We start from the raw sequence: 16,310 nt of genomic DNA on the forward strand, positions 1-16,310 counted from the left end.
TGCATCGGAGGCGTTGTTTTGATTAGGATTCCTGTGAATTCGTTGCGTCATACCATCCTGGCCAGGCTCGTTCTGATGTATCTGGTGGTGATCCTCCCGATTATTCTGCTCGGCGTATACCTGTACAATTGGAGCTATACCAACGCAAGCGAAGAAATATCAAGAAATTCACTGGCGCAGTTATCATCCTATCTCGAGGGGCTGAACCGGGAAATCGAATGGCTTGAAATTCAGCAGTTCGACATTTTGCAGGAAAGCGAGCTTCATAAAATTGCCGTCACTTGGGGGATGATGGACAGCGCCGAGAAAAGGTCCAGCGTAAATTACTTGCTCCACCGTCTGACTTCCATAAAAAACAGCAGCCCGTACATTAAAGATATTTATGTCCATATTCATTCGATCGGTAAAACGATTTCGGCCAGCAATGCTGTCCGTTCGCTGGACCAGCAGAGATATGATGCAATACGCTCCATCGGAGAACGAAGCGGCGCCCGGCTGATGCGGCAGGGGGACTCGCTTCAGCTCACCGCCTCGAAGTTTGGCGGGAACAATGTGGAGGATCCGCTGTACCTCGTTGAAATCGAATTGGATAACGACAAGCTGAAGGACTCATTGAAACCGCTCAGCGTGTATCCCGGAAGCGGCTCGATTCTGATCGCGAGGGAAGCTGGATTCACATTGTCCAGCAACGGCACGCCGCCAGAGCTGCTGGAGGATTTTATAAAGGCGGCCAAGGGCTTGGACGACAGTACGATACTGCTCGATATCGGGAGAAGGGAGTACCATTTCAATATCGCCAATTCCGACAAGCTGGCCCTCTCGCTCGTTTCGTACTTACCGGAGGGGACGGTCAAGAGACCGCTGATCAAATTCAACCTGTGGGCATGGGTGTTTGCGGTAACTTCGGTTTTTGCCATTATCGTATATGCCTATTCCACTTATCGTTACGTTCATCGTCCGCTGCTGTCGCTCGTCCAAAGCTTTCGAAGGATGGAAGGAGGGACCCTTGATATTCCGATTCAGCATGAGCAGAAGGATGAGTTCGGCTATTTGTATGACCGGTTTAATCAGATGCTCGTCAAGCTGCAGACGTTGATCGATCAAGATTTCAAACAGAAATTGATGATGCAGAAGGCGGAACTGAAGCAGCTGCAGTCGCAAATCAAACCGCATTTCCTGTATAACAGCTTCTTTATCCTGAATTCGCTGGCCAAGACGGGCGATACGGACCGGATCGAGCTGTTTACAATCATGCTCGGCGAGTATTACCGGTTTATCGCCCGCAACGGCGAGGACCATGCCACGCTGTCGGAAGAAATCAAGCATGCGAGAATGTACACGGAAATCCAGCAGCTCCGCTTCTCCCGGCGCATCCGTGTCCAGTTCGACGAATTGCCTGTGGACATGCAGCGCATCAAGGTTCCGAGGTTGATCGTCCAACCGTTGATCGAGAACGCCTATGAGCACAGTCTGGAGAGCATGCCGAACGAAGGGTTTCTCCGCGTTACGTTTGAGCGAACCGGCTCCGAATGCGTCATCAAGGTGGAGGATAACGGGAACAGCATCGACGATGCCGGGCTCGAAGCCCTCCAGCATCGGGTAACAGGTCCTGCCGAATCCCACGAAATGACCGGGATAATCAACATCCATCGGCGGATCCTGCTTACGTACGGCGAAGGCAGCGGACTGTTCTTGTCCAGAAGCAGTTTGGGCGGGCTTCAGGCCGCCATTCGTATCAAGATCAGGGAGGAGAACGGGGATGTACAGACTGCTAATCGTTGACGATGAAGATATCATTACGGACGGACTATATGAAGTGTTCAACCGCTATCAGCCGGAGCGGCTCGATGTGTGCAAAGCCTATTCCGCCAAGGAAGCGCTGGATTGGATGTCGCGCACGAGAATCGACATCGTCTTGACCGATATAGCCATGCCCGGCATGAGCGGGCTGGAATTATCCGAGGAAATCCGGAAGTACTGGCCCAGATGCAGAGTCGTGTTCTTGACCGGCCACAGTGAATTCGAATATGCGTACCGCGCGATCCAAATGACCAATGCCCGTTATGTGCTGAAGACGGAAGGGTACGCCAAAGTGACCGACACCGTGCAGGATGTCTTGGACGATATCGAACGCGCGCATCACGACAGTCTGCTGCTGGAACAGTCCCGCGAGCAGCTGCTGGCGTTCCAATTCATGGCGCAGGGTGACTATATGAGGCACCTTCTCCAGAACAGCCGTGTATTGGATGAGGATACAGACATGCTGGCTCGCGAATTCAGCAAGCTGGACATCGGCCTCGATCCCGCCCAGCCTGTCGTGCTGGTCCTTGGCCGCATCTCGTATCCGGAGGGCAGGACGTATACGGAAAGAGGCGAAATCCTGTCGTCCGTCAGAAGGATATGGGATACCTATTTTTCGGGCAGGGCCCGGAGTATGGGGATCACCGACAAGCATGGCGACGCCTTTTGGTTTCTGCAACCGTCTGAACTGGCCGAGGGCGGGACCGACAGCCATTTCATCCGATTCGTGGAGGGGACCTTGGAGCTGGTTCAGGAATCCTGCATCGGTTTTCTTGGATTGAGCATCGGATTGGCGCTGAGCAGCGAAGCATGCAGGTGGGAAAGCTTGACGCGCCAATACGAAAGGCTGCGGGAGCTGCAGCAGTTAAGGAGCGGCAGCGGGGGAGCCATCATTGTACGCGACGGCTTCGAGCCGCTCGATGGAATGGACTGCAAAGCGAGCTTTGCGGACAGTCAGACAGCGGAGGTGCTGAGGGCTTATCTGGAGTCGGGGAGACACGATGAATTTATCCAAGCGCTTGAGGAGGTAACGGCCAGTGCACTGAAGATGAGCTGTAAGGTTCAGTTAACGATCGAGACGTACTATACGATTGCGCTGATGCTGCATTCCTGCATAGGCCGTATGGGAATGCACGGGCATATCGGCGATACCGGAAAATTGATGCGGCTGAACGATCATCCCTCAATGGAGGAGGCCTTCGGTTATTTGAAACGCGTGGCGGAATCCATTTTCCTAAGCAAACAAACGCAGGAGAGGGACAGGGCCTCGCTGATTGTCGACCGGATCTGCCAGTACATCGAAGAGCACTTGAGTGAGGATTTGTCCCTGGTGCGCCTAGCGGAAATCCATTATTTCAATCCCTCGTATTTGTCGCGGTTCTTCAAGCAGGAGAAAGGAATCAACTTATCCGATTTTATCGACAAGTGCAGGGTGAAGAAGGCCAAGGAGATGCTGCGGGACAACGATTTGAAAGTGCGCGAGGTGGGGTTATCCGTCGGTTACGAGGCGGCCCATTCGTTCACCCGTTTTTTCAAAAAAGCAGCGGGGCTCACGCCACAGGAATACCGGGATACACTTTCTTTGAATTGAACCTCTGGAAACTAGAGTTTGGCGGGTGATCCGGACGGATCAGACAGGTTGTTACCGCTGAACGCAAGCCTTACTCTTTTTAAGAGAGTTTGGTTATACAAAAAATGCTGAATACGGGAGTTGACACAAAAATGAATGAACTCGTTCATGCACCGATCGGCAAGCTGCCGCGAAACGGAAATCCGCTTGTCGCCCATAAATTTGGAGCAGACCCCTATGTACTGGTGTTCGACGGGCGCGTATACCTCTACAATACAGACGATGTATTAGAGTATGACGAGCAAGGAGCGGTCAAGGACAACAGCTATAGCTCCATCAACCGCATATCGGTAATTTCCTCGGATGATCTGGCGAACTGGACGGACCATGGCGCCATTCAAGTGGCAGGTCCGGATGGAGCAGCCAAATGGGCGACGCAATCCTGGGCCCCTGCGGCGGCTCACAAAAGAATAGACGGCAAAGACCGCTTCTTCCTGTACTTTGCCAACAACGCCAGCGGCATCGGTGTGCTGACGAGCGACAGTCCGACCGGCCCATGGATCGATCCGATCGGCAGGCCGCTTATCGCAAGAGACACGCCGGGCGTTCCAGGCGTCGTATGGCTCTTCGATCCGGCCGTGCTGGTGGACGATGACGGCAAAGGTTATATTTACTTTGGCGGGGGCGTTCCGGAAGGCCAGGATGAGAATCCCGGGACCGCTCGGATGATGCGGCTGGGTGACGATATGATCAGCGTGATCGGCGAAGCCGAGCCGATCCCGGCTCCGTTTATGTTCGAGGATGCCGGCATTCATAAGGCAGGCGGCCAATATTACTATTCGTATTGCTCCAACTTCTACAATGGCGTTCGGCCGGAGGGGAGTCCTCCGGCAGGGGAGATTGCCTATATGACCAGCACCGGCCCAATGGGGCCATGGATGTACCAGGGGACGATCCTTAAAAATCCCGGCCATTTTTTCGGTGTCAGCGGCAACAACCACCATGCCATGTTCCAGTTTCATGGGGATTGGTATATCGCTTATCACGCCCAGACCTTGTCGAAGGCCATGGGCGTGGTGAAGGGGTATCGGTCGACCCACCTTAACCGGGTGATCTTGGACGAAGATGGTGCGATCCAATCCATTGAAGCGGACATGGCCGGCGTTGAGCAGATCAAGCCGCTGAATCCCTATGACCGCGTTGGAGCGGAGACGATCGCTTGGTGCGCAGGCGTGAATGTGCGTAAGCTTCAGACGGATGGACTGGAACAGGGCGAAGACCGCATGGTTTTAACGGACATTCATCATGGGGACTGGACCGCCGTGTCCGGCGTTGATTTCGGCGCCGGGGCCTCAGCGTTTTCAGCGTCTGTATCGTGCGCGAATGATGGGGGAGTCATCGAGCTCCTCCTGGACAGCCCTGAAGGCAAATCGATCGGTACGCTTCAAGTGTCTTCGACCGGCGGACAGTGGAGCGAAATGGCGGCGCCCGTCAGCGGTGCTGAGGGCGTGCATGATTTGTTCCTGATCTTCAAAGGGAAGCCGGATATCGAGCTGTTCCAGATCGACTATTGGCAATTTCGATAATGTGCCGGTAATGAATATGTGAGAGGTAAGGCCGTTGTAAGAAATGCCGTCCGTTTCATCGGGCGGCATTTTTTAAGATATCAGAAAGTATAAAATTCGAAGCGAGACCTTCCTGATATCGCAAGAAAAACAACATCTAAACGCGGTCTGTCTCCTTTGAGAGTACGTCGATAGACGTTTTTTCTTATTGCAAATACACGCAGCCGCAGAACTTGCAGCCTGCACATATCTACATTTTCTCAGGTAAACGAACGGGAACTGGCGGGTACTTCCCCCTGAATGGAAGCGCTACAATGAGGTTGGTGAAGGCGAATCGGGTCAGAACAAAGGGGCGAGTGCAATGACCGGTAAGGAAACGGAGACGAAGGATACGGGCGGCGGACCGATTCTGCAGGCAAGCGGGATCACACGGATTTTTGGCAGGGGGAATACCGCCGTTACCGCTTTGGAAAATATCCATCTGAACATTCCGCCTGGAACGATCGTGGCTCTGAGAGGGCGCTCGGGTTCCGGAAAGACCACACTATTGAACATTCTCAGCGCATTAGACGATCCGACGGAGGGACAGGTGTATTTCAAAGGCAGGGAAATCACCGGTTTATCCGGCTCCGAACGCAGCCAGATCCGGCGTAAGGAGATCGGCCTCGTGTTCCAGTCGTATGGCTTGATTCCGCTGATGTCGGCTTACGAAAATGTTGAATTCGGGCTGCGTATCGCAGGACTGAAGGGTAACCGTGAGGTGGTGGAGCATGCGCTTGACCGCGTCGGCATGCGGGAGCGGATGAAGCATCGGCCGTCCGAACTGTCGGGCGGCGAGCAGCAGCGCGTAGCCATTGCCCGCGCAATCGTGCACCAGCCTGAGCTGTTGATTGCGGATGAGCCGACCGCCGAACTGGACAGCCGGATGGGGCTGCAGGTCGTCCGCATTTTTCGCGAGCTGGTAAAAGAATCGGGGATGACGGTCGTTCTCACGACGCATGACCCCGGGATGATGGAGCTTGTCGATCACGTTATCGCATTGGAGGATGGAAATATTGTATCGCAGACAACGAACGAATCTCCCCTTATCTAGAATAGACCGGCGTCTGCGGCGAATAGCCGCGCTTCTGACGGCGCTGATGCTGCTCTCGGGCTGTTCGCTCCTTCCGGTCGAACCGGAAACGCTGCAGCCGCCCTTGGTCGAGCCGGCCAAAGAACAGTTTAACCTCGTGCAGGCCAGCCGCGGGAAGATTCAGACCTTCCTGAAGGGGACGGCTTATTTTGTGTCGGCCCAATCCGAAGCGCTGTCCTTCAAGGAGATGGGCGGAAGGCTCAAATCGATTCCGGTGACGGTGGGCCAGGAGGTGAAGGCGGGCGATTTGCTGGCCGAGCTGGAGACGGGCGACCTCGATTTTCAGGTGCGTCTGCAGCAGCTGAATGTAGAGCGCGCACAGCTGCTGTACAAACAGGCACGCGATGCCGGTGCAGGCGCCGTAGACCTGCGGCTCAAGGAAATCGACCTGGAGCGCGAGCGGATGTCGCTGCAGGAGATGAAGGCCAAGCTTGGCCAATCACGCTTGTACGCTCCCGTCTCGGGAACGGTGACGTTTGTCGAGAAGCTGAATGCGGGAGACAACGTGAACGCTTATCAAGCGATCGTCACGGTCTCCGACCCGTCCAAAGTGCAGCTGACTTATGTTGCAGCGGACAGCAAGGATCTGAACCCGGTCAAAGCCGGCATGCCTGTGAGTCTCAAGTATAAAGGCAAGGACTATAAGGGAAAGGTCCTTCAAGCCCCTTCGGATTTGCCGGCAGCCGCCGACAGTTCGAAGGCCGAGAAGAACGGGGTTACGATTTTCATGAGCATGGACAACGCTCCGGGAGACGTCAAGGTCGGCGACAGCGCCGAGCTGACGATCGAGCTTCAGAAGCGGGATAACGCCATCATTGTACCCCGCTCGGCAATCCGCTCCTATATGGGGCGTTCCTATGTTCAAATCGCCGAAGGAGAACGCCGCAAGGAGGTTGACATCGAGATCGGATTGACGACGCCGACGGAAGTCGAGATTGTCAAAGGACTTGAGGAAGGCCAGAAGGTCATTCTGAACAATTAACCGAAGAGCTATGGCCCGGGCCGACCGGGCATTTAGGGATGGGGTGTATGTATTGGCTTTGTGGACGATGATCCTGCGCAAGATGGCCAACAACAAGTGGCTGCAGCTGAATTTGTGGATCGGCCTTACCGTATGCGTGGCCCTGTTCAGCTCCATGCCGCTCTACTCGCAGGCCATTTTGCAGCGGACATTACTGAAGGAGCTGCAGTCCGTGCAGACCGGGAACGGCGTGTATCCGGGCTTTCTCCGAATAAGCACGACGGTCTCGGCATCATCCATGGACGCAAAGACGAAGGAAGCCATCGGAAGCGCCGACCGGTTCGTGAAGACGATTCCGGAGCGCATGGGGCTGGAAGCACTGTCGTTCTATCAGCAGCGGTTCACGCCGAAGATGAAGGTATACGGCGCCGATGCTTCGGCTCAAGAGAAGCAATCGCAAAAGACGTTAGGAAGCTTTATGTCGCTGTCTGATCTGGAGAAGCGGGTCCGGCTGATCGAGGGGCGGATGCCTGCGGATCGTTCGGACGGGATCATCGAGGCGCTGGTCACGCAGAAGTTTCAGCTGGCGACCAAGCGGAAGCTTGGTGAAGAACTGACCGTAGAGCCGCAGGATGGCGGAAGTACCCGCTTTCGGGTCATCCCGGTCGGCATCGTAGAGACGAATCCGGAGGCGGACCGGTATTTGCCGTTTCTGACCACGGAGAACGAGGACGGATTCCTGATCCCCTTCCAGCAGTTCGAGCGAGAATTTACGCAAGGCGGCAAAGCCAGGGTCTCCAACATGGAATGGCGGCTCGCGCTCAATTACGAACAGCTGTCGCTGGGCAAGGTCGATGCGTTCACCCAGGCGGACCGGGAGGTCCGGCGTTATTTCAAAGGCAAGCTTGGGGTAGCCGAAATCAAAATTCCGGCGAGCCCGACCATCGCATCGTACCAGGGCAAACAGGAGAAGCTCGATACGGTGACGCTTTCGCTGTATACCCCTGTCATGCTGATGCTGGCATTCTATTTATATATGACCGCCAATCTGATCATTGACCGGCAAAAAACGGAAATTTCCGTGCTCCGCAGCCGGGGAGCAAGCCGGCTGCAGATCATGGCTGCCTACCTGCTGGAGAGCCTGCTGCTCGGGCTGAGCGCGCTGGCGGCCGGGCCGTTTCTCGGCGTATGGTTTACCAAACTGCTTGGCGCCTCCAATGGGTTTCTGGAGTTCGTGCAGCGCTCCGCGCTGAAGGTCAGCATGACGAGCAGCGCCTATCAAGTGGCTGCAGCCGCTGTGGCGGGAGCGGTCATCCTGATCCTCATTCCGGCCTTCCTCGCAACGCGGGTCAGCATCGTAAGCCACAAGCAGCAGACGGCGCGCCTCACCCGGCTGTCGATCTGGCACAGGACAGGTTTGGATCTTGTTCTTATCTGCCTGGCAGCTTACCTGCTGTACAATTTCAACCAGCGCCAGGAGGATCTGCGGAGGCTTGCGCTGGGATCTGCCGACCTGCAGGTTGATCCGCTCCTGTTCCTGACCCCGGCTCTTTTCGCGCTTGGAGGCGGCCTGCTGGTGCTGCGGGTATACCCCTGGTTCGTCCGGCTCGTTTATTGGCTGGGCCGAAACGGATGGCCGCCTGCGCTGTATCATACGCTCGTTCAGATCAGCCGCTCGTCCGGGCAGTATTTGACCATTCAGGTGTTCCTGATCATGACGGTGGCGACGGGTCTGTTCAGCGCGAACGCGGCCAGGACGATCAACGACAACATGGACAGCAAGGTTCGGTATGCCGTCGGCACGGACATTGCGCTGACGACAAAGTGGGAAAGCGATGCGCCTCCACCTGTATCCCCCGGGGCGGGAGGGCAGCCTCAGTCTGAGCAGGCAACGACAACGGTGCAGAAAAGGGTTCAGTATACGGAGCCGCCCTTCGAGCCCTTTGAGGAGCTGGACGGCTTGCAAGCGACAGCAAAGGTGTTCAAGAAGCAGGAGGCCAGATTCAGTGCCGTCGGAAATGAAAAGTCCGGCAAAACGGCTCTCTTTGGCATCGACACGAAGGATTTCGGCAGTACCGCCTGGATGAAGGAGGGACTGCTGCAGTATCCGATCAATAGCTACCTGAATCTGATCGCCCCGAATCCGGAGGCCGTGCTCATTTCGCGGTCGCTCGCAGAGGATGCCAAACTGAAGCCCGGCGATCCGATCCGGGTTTACTGGGACAGCCTGGACGGGGCGACGTTCACGGTGTACGGCATCATCGATTATTGGCCCAGCTGGAGCCCGCTGCCGTCCGATCAGGGAAGCGGAAAACCCGAGCAGCCCCATCTCGTTGTCGGACATCTGGGCACGATTCAGAACAGGCTGGCCGTCGAGCCGTATGAAGTATGGCTAAAGCTGGCGGACGGCACGAACAGCGAACAAATCTACAGGGAGCTGCAGGCGAAGAAGCTGCAGGTGACGAGCCTGCGGGACGCGACGCAGGAGTTGGTCCAGTCCAGAAATGATCCGTTCCGTTTGGCGATGAACGGCGTGATGACGCTCGGTTTTTCCATTTCGATGCTGGTCAGCTTCATCGGTTTCCTGCTGTTCTGGGTGCTGACCTTGTCCGGCCGGACGCTTCAATACGGGGTTCTGCGGGCCATGGGCATCTCTTTCCCGCAAATGATCGGCATGCTCGTCAGCGAACAGCTGCTCACGTCGGGGGCCGCGGTCCTCATCGGCGTGTTCATCGGCAACGTCACGAGCATGAAATTCGTGCCGCTGTTTGAAATGTCGTTTGCGTCCAAAGAACAAGTCCCTCCATTCACGATTACATATCAGCTTAGCGATTATTTGCAGCTGTACGGCATTATCGGATTCACGCTGGCGGTCGGGCTGCTCATTCTGGGGTACCGGCTGACACGAATCCGCATCGCACAGGCGCTGAAGCTCGGGGAGGAATAGAGCATGATTCAATGCGAAGGGCTCGTCAAAATCTATAAAACGGCGGATTTGGAAGTCGTCGCCCTTCAGGGCCTGGACCTTCAGGTGGAGAACGGTGAATTCATGGCGATCATCGGCAATTCCGGCAGCGGCAAGTCGACGCTGCTCAACATGCTGGGCGGCCTCGACAAACCTTCGGCCGGCAAGCTGTTCGTAGACGGCAAGGACCTGCTCGCCTTCAGCGAGCGCGACCTGGTGCAATATAAACGGGAGTCGGTCGGGTTCGTCTGGCAAAATAACGCGCGCAACCTGATTCCCTATTTGACCGCGATCGAAAATGTCGAACTGCCGATCCTCCTGCGGGGCCGAAGACGCCGGGCCCGTGCGCTCGAGCTCCTGGAAGCGGTCGGACTGAGCCACAGGGTGAAGAACAAGCTCAGCGAATTGTCCGGCGGTGAGCAGCAGCGGGTGGCTATCGCCATCGCGCTGGCGAACGAACCGCGGCTGCTGCTGGCCGATGAGCCAACCGGATCGCTCGATACGGGCACATCGAATCAGGTTCTCGATTTGTTCCGGACGTTGAATCGGTCGATCGGCATTACGATTGTGATCGTGACTCATGATCCGGAGTTGGCACGCAAGGTCGACCGGGTTGTTCAGATCCGCGACGGCAAGACGTCGGCCGAGATGATCCGCAGGATCTCTTATTCCGATGTGCTGACGCAAATGGACGCCGACACCGCCCGGCGGGAAGCCGAGAGCCATATCGAGTATGCAGTGCTCGACAAGGCTGGACGGCTGCAAATTCCTGCCGGTTACCTCGACACGGGGAGCTTCAAGGACAGCAACAAGGTGCGTGTCGAGCTTGAAGACGGGCGTATCGTTCTGTACCCGGCAAACGAAAGGCAGACGGTCTGAACTTAACCTGGTTTTATTTATGGAATGAAGTGATCCATAACATGACCATGGAACGCCGTTAAGCGGCGTTTTAATGGAATAGATGACATGAGGAGAGGTGGATTCATGAAAAAGCATCGAATCAAACGTTCTATCCTGCTGATGCTCGCGCTTGTTCTCGTACTGACCCCTTTATCGCTCGGCACACGCCCGGGTCTGGCCCGTGCTGAGCAGGAGCCGGCCGGCCTGCTATCTGAAGGCCGCATGGGAACGGCCGGAACGAGCGATGCGGCATCAAGCGTTCCGGTAAGCATCTCAAAAGATTTTGAGGACGGGACGCTTCAAGGCTGGTACGGGCGGGGCGGCAGCGAAGTCCTGACGGTTTCCCCGAATGCAGCCCATACGGGATCTTACGGGTTGCAGGTCACCGGTAGAACCCAGGGCTGGAACGGCCCGCAGCTCGACGTGACGCCAATCATGGAAACGGGAAAGACATACCACTTATCGGCTTGGGTCAAGCTGCCTGCCGGAACGGCAAGCTCACCGGTATCGATTGTGGTGCAACGCACGACGGATGGCGCCAATGCCTATGAACTCGTCAAATCGGTCCAGGCGAGCGACAGCGGATGGGTCAAGCTCAGCGGAGAATATACCTTGCAACATCCAATTGAAAGCCTAGCCGTTTATATCGAATCCTTCGATTATCCGACGCTTGATTTTTACGTGGACGATGTTGTGATTGAGCGCGCTCCCGATCCGGTTCCGATCGAGATTCAGAAGGACATTCCGAGCCTGAAGGACGTGTTTGCCGGCCAATTCAAGCTGGGGACGGCGGTGCTGGTCAATGAAATCCAGAATCCAACCAGCCCTGATGCGGAGCTGGTCCGGAAGCATTTCAACAGTCTGACGGCCGGCAACGAGCTGAAATGGGACGCCACCGAGCCCACGGAGGGTCAATTCAATTTTACGGCAGCCGATAAAATTGTAAACTTTGCCATGGATAACGGGATCGCCATGCGGGGCCACACGCTCATCTGGCATTCCCAGACGCCGAAATGGGTGTTTTATGACAGCGACGGCAACCTCGCCAGCAAGGAGCTTCTATATGCGCGGATGAAAAAACATATCGATACCGTCGTCGGCCGGTACAAGGGAAAAATTTACGCTTGGGACGTTGTAAACGAGGTTATTGAGCCCGGCGATCAGAAACCGGGGGGCCTTCGCAACAGCTTATGGTATCAAATTGCAGGCGAGGAATTCATTGAAAAGGCGTTCATTTATGCACATGAGGCCGATCCGGACGCCAAGCTGTTCATCAACGATTACAACACGAATGATCCCGTAAAACGGCAGTTTCTGCATGATCTCATTAAGCGTTTGAAGGCCAAGGGGATTCCGGTTGACGGCGTCGGTCACCAGACGCATATCGGGATCGAATATCCCCGGGTGCAGGAATTAGATGATATGATTCAGGCGTTCCGGGATCTTGACATCGATCAGCAAATCACCGAACTGGACATGAGCATCTATACGAATGACACGGAGGCCTATGAGACGTTCCCAACCGAGCTGCAAATCAAGCAGGCCAACCGCTACAGGGAGATCTTCGACGTATTCAGGAAGCATTCGGATCAGCTCAGCGCCGTCATATTCTGGGGCAAGGATGACCTGAACACCTGGCTGCGCACGTTCCCGGTCGTTCGCAACAATTGGCCGCTGCTGTTCGATGAAAGGCTGCAAGCCAAATACGCATACTGGGCGCTCGTCGATCCGGCGAAGGTTCCGGTTGAAACGAAGCGCACGAAAGCCCTGGAGGCCAGCGCGAAGATTGACGGCCAGGCGGAGGCGGTATGGAATGTGGCGCAGGCGGTACCGATCCAGACAGGCGGCAAAGCGGCAGCGACTTATAAGACGCTGTGGGATGCGGGACATCTGTATATATGGGTTGATGTCGATGATGCCACGGTGAACGGCAATGACTCCGTCGAAGTGTACATTGACGGCAATAACGGCAAAACGAATGCTTATGAAGCGGACGACAAAAAGTATACGTTTCGGCGCAGCGGCGCCAATCCGCATAAACCGGCCGAGTATAACGTGGTGAAAACAGAGAAGGGATACCGGATCGAAGCCTCGATCCCGGTCGACGGTGCGCACACCGGAAAGGAAATCGGCTTTGACGTCCGTATTCGCGACCGGTCCGGTGCAGCGGAAGAGCTGGCGTCCTGGAACGATATTCATCACAGGCAGGATTCGGATACGTCCGGGTTTGGCGTATTGACGATGGTGGAAGGTCCGCGAACCGCCAAGGCTGTAAAAGGAACGGCGGTCATCGACGGAGACATCGATGACATTTGGAACAAGGCCGAGCAGATCGTAACCGACCGCTGGGTCAGCGGAACTTCGGGTTCAACGGCAAAGGTCCGGACGCTCTGGGACGATCACCGTCTGTACGTGCTGGCCGAGGTGACCGACTCTCTGGTGACCAAGCGGAGCGCCAATGCGTGGGAGCAGGATTCGGTCGAAATCTTCATCGATCAGAACAACGCAAGAGCCGCTTCTTATGACAGCGACGACGGGCAGTATCGTGTGAACTTCGATAACGAGCCGTCGGTCAGCCCCGGATCGCTCGGCGCCAATTTGACATCCGCCGCGAAGCGGACCCCGACCGGCTACATTATTGAGGCCGCTGTCGATTGGGTCGGAACGCCTCCTGAGGCGGGCAGCCTCATCGGGTTTGACGTACAGGTCAATAATGACGGGAACGACGACGGGGTTCGCGACAGCGTGGCGATCTGGAATGATACATCGGACAGAACGTGGCAAAACCTGTCTAACATCGGACTGTTAACATTGGAATAACCCCAGCGAGTGGGGCAACGAATAAAGGCCGCTCCCGGATAAACAGCCGGGAAGCGGCCTTTGGTTTAAGGGATCAGGTGGTCAGGCTTCATCGAATGTGCGCCATGTATGCCGAAGTGTGCTTAAATCACGCCGTTATGATCAGGGTCTTTCTATATTTGTTAGCGCTTACACCGGTATACGTTTTGAACTTCTTATAGAACCAGTCCATCTCGGTATAGCCGACTTCATTAGCAATTTCATACACCTTCATGTCGGTATTCTCCAGCAGGAATTTTGCCTTCTCCATGCGCTGCTGAAGCAGATATTCCTTGAAGGTCATCTTCTCTTCAACTTTAAATTTCTGGCCGAGGTAAGAATAGTTGAAGTGAAAAATATGGGAGATTTCCTTCAGCGTGATGTTCTGATGCAGGGCTTCTTCCACATACGCCTTCACCTTGTCGATGATGCCGGCCGAAGAGATGGCGGAGGCAGCTTCCTGAACGGTTCCTGCCCATGGGACCGGTTGATGTGCGGAATACGGCGCTTCGTCCATCTCCCGCTTCACGGTCTTCAGGCTCGCCGCGAATTCCTCCGGCGATACGGGGTCGGGCAGGTAGTCGTTCACCTGATAATACAAAGCCTTCCGGGCAAGCTGAAACTCATTGCGCCCGCCGATCAGAACGATCGGGACACGGCTTTTCTCCCGGATACGGCCGCAGAGCTGAAGTCCTTCTTCCTCCGAGGCTCTCATGCTGATCAGCACCAGCTGATGATCCTGGGCGGATAGCATCGACATCGCCTCGGCAGCTGCAGCGGCATGGCACTCCAATTCAAATTCCGCTTGGTGTCTGTCCAGCATACGCTTTATCCATTCCTTCGCATGATGATCGGGATCAACAAGCAGCACCTTATACACGATATTCCCCCCTGTTTCTTTTTTGTCAATCATTGGCTCCGGTGAAGCTGCTTATCTCTCATTATGAAAAAGAACCCGATACCCAAACAATGTGCTTTTCTTTATATTGCTATCCGTTGTTTACTTATTGGCCATTTGTAATGTAAGGGGTTACAAGCAACCTATATTTTGACGGGTAGAATATCTAACTTACCACAGGTTGTTGCCCTTTCAATGTAAGCGCTACACTTTGAATGTAATTGGGATGCAAACCACTTTAACGGGGGGATTAGAGGAATGCGTATGGGAAAAATGATGCTGCTGCTCTGCACACTGTTGCTTGTGCTTTCGGCGTGCAGCAGCGGCGGTTCTAAAAGCGGGTCAAGCGCCGGTACGGCGGAGACGAGTACGGAGACGAGTACCGAGACTGCGGCAACCAACACCGATAATAAAGGTGCGGAAGAGAAGGATGCGGAGCAAACGTACAAGACGCCTGACATGGATTTCGACATGGGCGGAAGAACGATCAAGGTCGTATCGTGGTGGGATATGACGATTCCGGAGGATAACCCGGATAACATCCAGCGCAAAAAAAATCTGGAGGAGTTGGAGAAGAAGCATAACTTCAAAATCGAATACGTCGCGATCGATTATGGCGAATACCAGCAAAAAGTGACGGCTTCCCTGCTGGCCGGCGAACCGCTTGGCGACATCGTGAGATTGGGCAAAACCTACACGATTCCGGCACTTGTGAAACAGGACCTGCTGTGGCCCGTCGATGAGTATACGAAAAATCCGGTAGCCTTTAACCAAAGTGTGACCAATCAATACATGCAATATAACGGAAGGGGTTACGGATTCTCGGAAGGGCAGGGCAACAATGTCATGGGTATTTTTTACAACCGGACGCTCATGAGCAAGCTTGGCTTGAAGTCGCTTCAAGATTATGTCAATGAAGACAGCTGGAATTGGGATACGTTTTTGCAAGTAGCCAAAGAAGCCAACAAGGATACGAACAATGACGGCAAGCTTGATTCCTGGGGGCTCGCTAACCCGGCGCCGCTCGAATTTGCGCTCGCTTCCAACGAAACGAGCTTGACGAAGGACAACAAGCAAAACCTGGAAGATCCGAAAACGACCGAAGCGCTTAATTTTATTTCCAAGATTGCGACCGAAAAAGTGGCCAGACCAACGGAAGGCGGAGACTGGACGGAGCCGGGCCAATTTTTCCGCCAAGGCAACACGTTGATGTACACGGGAGCACTCTATGAACTTAGCGGTTTCAAGAAGGATATGCCTGACGCAGATATCGGATTTGTGCCATTCCCTAAAGGGCCTAGTGCAAGCTCGTACCACTCTTACGAAGGCCTCTATCAATCTTTGTTCATCCCTAAGGCTGTGAAGGATCCGGATAAGCTGCTCTATATTTGGGAGAAAATCAACGACATCGATTCGATGTATGACTATCCGGACCAGGCCTACTATGAAACCTCGTTCACGGACGAAAACGACATTAACAATGCGAAGGAAGTCGCCGCCAATTTGATTGTCCTTGACCACTTCACATTCCCGAACCTGAAGTTCTACGATTTCCTCGGCGAAATCACCAGCGGAACCTCGGTGTCTACGGTGGTGGAAAAGTACAAAGCGCCGTTCCAGGCAGCCATTGATGAGGTATACGGATCGAAATAATTTCACATGTTGAAGCAGCAGTCCCTAT

10 protein-coding genes are annotated in these 16,310 nt (G+C 54.8%); 9 read left to right on the forward strand and 1 reads right to left on the reverse strand.

Annotated elements, in window-relative coordinates; translation table 11 throughout:
* Positions 1–18: 18 nt before the first annotated feature.
* The 8 genes from MKY74_RS12575 to MKY74_RS12610 all read left to right on the forward strand — a co-directional run bounded on the left by MKY74_RS12575 (position 19) and on the right by MKY74_RS12610 (position 13,713).
* Positions 19–1,782 (forward strand): sensor histidine kinase, encoded by a 1,764-nt coding sequence (locus MKY74_RS12575; RefSeq protein ID WP_244169220.1) that lies wholly within the window; start codon positions 19–21, stop codon positions 1,780–1,782.
* A complete protein-coding gene (locus MKY74_RS12580) occupies positions 1,760–3,391 on the forward strand; it encodes a response regulator (RefSeq protein WP_076169197.1) in 1,632 nt (543 codons plus the stop codon). The genes MKY74_RS12575 and MKY74_RS12580 overlap by 23 nt, the downstream gene beginning before the upstream one ends.
* A gap of 104 nt (positions 3,392–3,495) precedes the next feature.
* A complete protein-coding gene (locus MKY74_RS12585) occupies positions 3,496–4,956 on the forward strand; it encodes a glycoside hydrolase family 43 protein (protein ID WP_084203820.1) in 1,461 nt (486 codons plus the stop codon).
* 340 nt (positions 4,957–5,296) lie between these two features.
* Complete coding sequence (locus MKY74_RS12590) at positions 5,297–6,028, forward strand: ABC transporter ATP-binding protein (protein ID WP_076169195.1); 732 nt, start codon at positions 5,297–5,299, stop codon at positions 6,026–6,028.
* Entirely contained in the window at positions 5,982–7,049 is a 1,068-nt protein-coding gene (locus MKY74_RS12595) for an efflux RND transporter periplasmic adaptor subunit (protein WP_076169194.1), read from the forward strand. The genes MKY74_RS12590 and MKY74_RS12595 overlap by 47 nt, the downstream gene beginning before the upstream one ends.
* Before the next feature lie 43 nt (positions 7,050–7,092).
* The gene (locus MKY74_RS12600; protein ID WP_341012237.1) at positions 7,093–9,975 is read left to right on the forward strand and encodes an ABC transporter permease; all 2,883 of its coding nucleotides are present in this window, start codon (positions 7,093–7,095) and stop codon (positions 9,973–9,975) included.
* 3 nt (positions 9,976–9,978) lie between these two features.
* Entirely contained in the window at positions 9,979–10,872 is an 894-nt protein-coding gene (locus MKY74_RS12605; protein ID WP_076169193.1) for an ABC transporter ATP-binding protein, read from the forward strand.
* Positions 10,873–10,977: 105 nt separating this feature from the next.
* The gene (locus MKY74_RS12610; RefSeq protein WP_076169192.1) at positions 10,978–13,713 is read left to right on the forward strand and encodes an endo-1,4-beta-xylanase; all 2,736 of its coding nucleotides are present in this window, start codon (positions 10,978–10,980) and stop codon (positions 13,711–13,713) included.
* 127 nt (positions 13,714–13,840) lie between these two features.
* Here the strand turns inward: MKY74_RS12610 and MKY74_RS12615 are convergent, their stop codons facing one another.
* Positions 13,841–14,611 (reverse strand): helix-turn-helix domain-containing protein, encoded by a 771-nt coding sequence (locus tag MKY74_RS12615; RefSeq protein WP_076169619.1) that lies wholly within the window; start codon positions 14,609–14,611, stop codon positions 13,841–13,843.
* 276 nt (positions 14,612–14,887) lie between these two features.
* Here MKY74_RS12615 and MKY74_RS12620 point away from each other — a divergent pair, with 276 nt between their 5' ends.
* On the forward strand, positions 14,888–16,282 hold the full coding sequence (locus MKY74_RS12620) for an ABC transporter substrate-binding protein (RefSeq protein ID WP_076169191.1): 1,395 nt from the start codon (positions 14,888–14,890) through the stop codon (positions 16,280–16,282).
* Positions 16,283–16,310 lie beyond the last annotated feature (28 nt).

It is taken from the genome of Paenibacillus sp. FSL R5-0378, assembly GCF_038009285.1.
Taxonomy (GTDB): Bacteria; Bacillota; Bacilli; order Paenibacillales; family Paenibacillaceae; genus Paenibacillus_AQ; species Paenibacillus_AQ favisporus.